The sequence below is a fragment of the Psychrobacter sp. FME6 genome (assembly GCF_014861365.1).
GTDB lineage: Bacteria > Pseudomonadota > Gammaproteobacteria > Pseudomonadales > Moraxellaceae > Psychrobacter.
This window is the reverse complement of record NZ_RRYW01000193.1, coordinates 1-1401: the sequence shown is the minus strand read 5'-3', so window position 1 is coordinate 1401 and position 1401 is coordinate 1. Positions and strand designations below refer to the sequence as shown.

The 1401-nt window shown below is 44.9% G+C and carries 2 protein-coding genes; both read left to right on the top strand.

Going from position 1 to position 1401, the window contains the following annotated elements; genetic code table 11:
* Positions 1-103 precede the first annotated feature (103 nt).
* The gene (locus tag EI162_RS14160; protein WP_192524938.1) at positions 104-1081 is read left to right on the top strand and encodes a zinc-binding dehydrogenase; all 978 of its coding nucleotides are present in this window, start codon (positions 104-106) and stop codon (positions 1079-1081) included.
* Between the two features lie 109 nt (positions 1082-1190).
* On the top strand, positions 1191-1401 hold a 211-nt coding region (locus EI162_RS14155; protein WP_192524937.1), incomplete at its 3' end, for a transposase.

Genomic DNA, 1401 nt, shown 5'->3' with positions numbered 1-1401 from the left:
CTTCTATGTCAATTATGGCTATGTCTGATGCCAGCATACTTTTTAGAACACCACCAAATATTTAATCAGACAATCACTCAAATAATAAATAAAGGAATTTATCATGCGTAGCGCAACTTACGATCATTTCGGCAAACCAACTGAAGTACTGAGTGTCGGTGACCGCCCTACTCCAGAGCCAAAAGCCAATGAAGTCCGCGTCAAAACTATCTTAGCTTCTATTCATAATCATGACCTACTCACCATTCGCGGAAAATATGGCTTTAAACCTCAGCTGCCGGCTATCGGTGGTTCTGAGGCCTTGGGTGTCATCGATGCGGTTGGCAGCGAGGTCAAAGACTTAAAAGTCGGTCAACGCGTGGCAGCGGCCAGCGTGCAGGCCACTTGGGCAGAGTACTTTGTGGCATCAGCCGACATGGTCTTCCCTGTACCTGATAGCTTAAAAGATGAGATGGCGGCGCAGCTGATCGCTATGCCGCTGAGTGCATTGATGCTGCTTGAATTTCTCGAAGTAGAAAGCGGTCAATGGGTCATCCATAACGCCGCCAATGGTGCGGTCGGTAAATCACTGGCGATGCTAGCGGCGGCGCGCGGCGTCAAAACCATTAACCTCGTCCGTAGTAGCGATGCGCTCGGAGAGTTAGAAGCGCTCGATATCAAAAATAATATCAATACGTCAGACGATGACTGGAAAGACCAAGTCAAAGCTATCATTGGCGATGATAAAATCAGTGCAGCGGTTGATTCTGTCGGCGGTGAAGCCAGTGGTAATCTGTTATCGCTACTGGGTCATGGTGGAGTGTTCGCCGTATTTGGCGCGATGTCAGGTAAGCCGATGATGCTGAATCCGACTGATATGATCTTTAAACAAGCTATCTTAAAAGGCTTTTGGGGCAGTAAACTCAGTCAAGAAATGAGTGTCGACAATAAAAAACGTCTGGTCAAAGAGCTGATAGATCGTGCGGTTGATGGCAAATTAAAACTACCCGTTGAAGCGGTGTTTGATTTGAAAGACGTATTAAAAGCAGTTGACGGTAAATTGCAATCTGAGAAGAAAGGCAAGGTGCTTTTAAGAGCTTAATAGTTTTTTTAAATATTAGGGCGTGTTGAACATTGGATATAAATTTCTGGCAAAAAAAATAGCGAACGGTTAATCTTTAAGTTCTCACACAAAAAAGATATCGTTCGCTATGCCTCGCACTATGCTCAAAGATGAACACTGGACAAGACTGAAACCTATATTACTAGAACTTAATATCTATGACAAAGGAAATCTTAGACAAACGGTTGAAGGCGTGCTTTATCGCATGCGTGTTGGCTGTCCTTGGCGCGACTTACCCGAGTATTTTGGCAAGCCCAATACCATCTATAAAGCTTACCAGCGCTGGTCTCGCAGTAATA